This is a genomic window from Kitasatospora sp. NPDC091257 (assembly GCF_044757675.1).
GTDB lineage: Bacteria > Actinomycetota > Actinomycetes > Streptomycetales > Streptomycetaceae > Kitasatospora > Kitasatospora lactacystinica.
The window spans coordinates 1-1,488 of sequence record NZ_JBIVVI010001662.1; the positions used below are offsets into that span (position 1 = coordinate 1).

Sequence of the window (1,488 nt, forward strand, 5' to 3'; positions counted from 1 at the left end):
CCGACTACTACACCCCCACCGGATGGGGTGTCGCCGTCTACCGGCAGGACATGCCCAAGGCGATGTGGGGCAAGCCGCTGGGCAAGCCCAGCGATGTGCTGGATGGCAGCGACGGGCTGCTCAGCGGCTGCCTGGCCGGCCTGACCTTCGAGATCCCGAAGCCCGAACTGGCCCCGGCGGTCGGCTGGGTCGACGCCGAGGCCCTGGACGTCGACGGGCTGCCGGACGCGCCGATCCCGCAGCTGGGCTCGACGGCACAAGGCCCGCCGTCCACCCCGGACGACGGCAGCATCGCCATCATCGTCGACCCGGCCACCGGCATCGCCGCGCCGCCCACCGCGGCCCGCCGCGCCTCGGTGCACGCCGCCCTGGCCGGCCTCGGTCTGGCCCCGGGCACCGACGACGCGCTGACCCGCTACGCGGACCTCGCGCAGACCACGTTCACCCACGCGCCCATGACCACCACAGCCGAGAGGTGAACCGACGTTGAGCGGCACCGAAGACCTCCGCGTCGCCTTCCACGACTACCGCCGCCCGCTGGCCACCGCCGGCGTCTACACCCTCACGGCGGATCACCACCTAACCAAGGACGGCGTGCGCGTCGACACGCCCGCCATCCCCACCGCCACGCAGCAGTTCGAGATCCGCGCGGTCCGCTTCGTCCTCGATCCCTCGTCCGTGCACGCCCACTACCCGGCCGACGGAGCCAGCGGCGACTTCAGCCGCACCCTGCCGCACATCACCCTGAACCGCTCGATCCTGCCCTGGGAGCGGCTGCTGCGCGCCCGCGCGGTACCCGAGCAGGCCCCGTGGCTGGCCCTGATGGTCGTCCGCGCGGGCGAACTGCCCGACGACCCGGAGGGTCTGGGGCAGACCACCACCCGCACCGTCGCCGAGCTGCGCCGCCCCGGACCGGGGATCCTCGGGCCGGACCTCAGCGACACCGGCATCACCCCGGACATCGAGGCCGGCCGCTGCCAGAGCATCGACATCCCGGCCGAGCTGTTCACCACCCTGGTGCCGCGCGAGGAGGAACTGCACTACCTCGCCCACGTCCGCGACGTCTCCACCCGACCGCAACTACTCGATGACGGCGAGATCCTGACCGAGGGCCAGTACGCCGTGCTGGCCGCCAACCGCTTTCCCCGCCAGGTCGGCACCTACACCGCGCACCTTGTCTCCCTGGAGGGCTTCAAGGGCAGGCTCGACCCCGGCCAACTCCCCGCCGGCACCCAGGCGGTTCGGCTGTGCGTGCTGCACTCGTGGACGTTCACCAGCGACCCGGCCGGCACCCGCGACGCCGCAGCGCTGCTCAGCAACCTCGTGGCACCCGCCCGCGCGGACCGGGAGAACCTGGCGCTGCGCTTGCGCCCCGAGGGGAGCGTGGCGGCCCGCTCCACGGCGGACGCCGAGCAGTACGCGCGCCGCCGCCTGCACCTGGGCTACACCCCGCTGCCCTACCGGCTGCTGTCGGGGGAGACCACCTAC

2 pseudogenes are annotated in these 1,488 nt (G+C 73.3%); both read left to right on the forward strand.

Annotation, left to right across the window (positions count from 1 at the left end):
* A pseudogene (locus ACIQOV_RS41105) lies at window positions 1-479 on the forward strand (hypothetical protein); the annotation flags it as partial.
* A 7-nt stretch (window positions 480-486) separates the two neighbouring features.
* Window positions 487-1,488, forward strand: a pseudogene (locus ACIQOV_RS41110) (hypothetical protein); the annotation flags it as partial.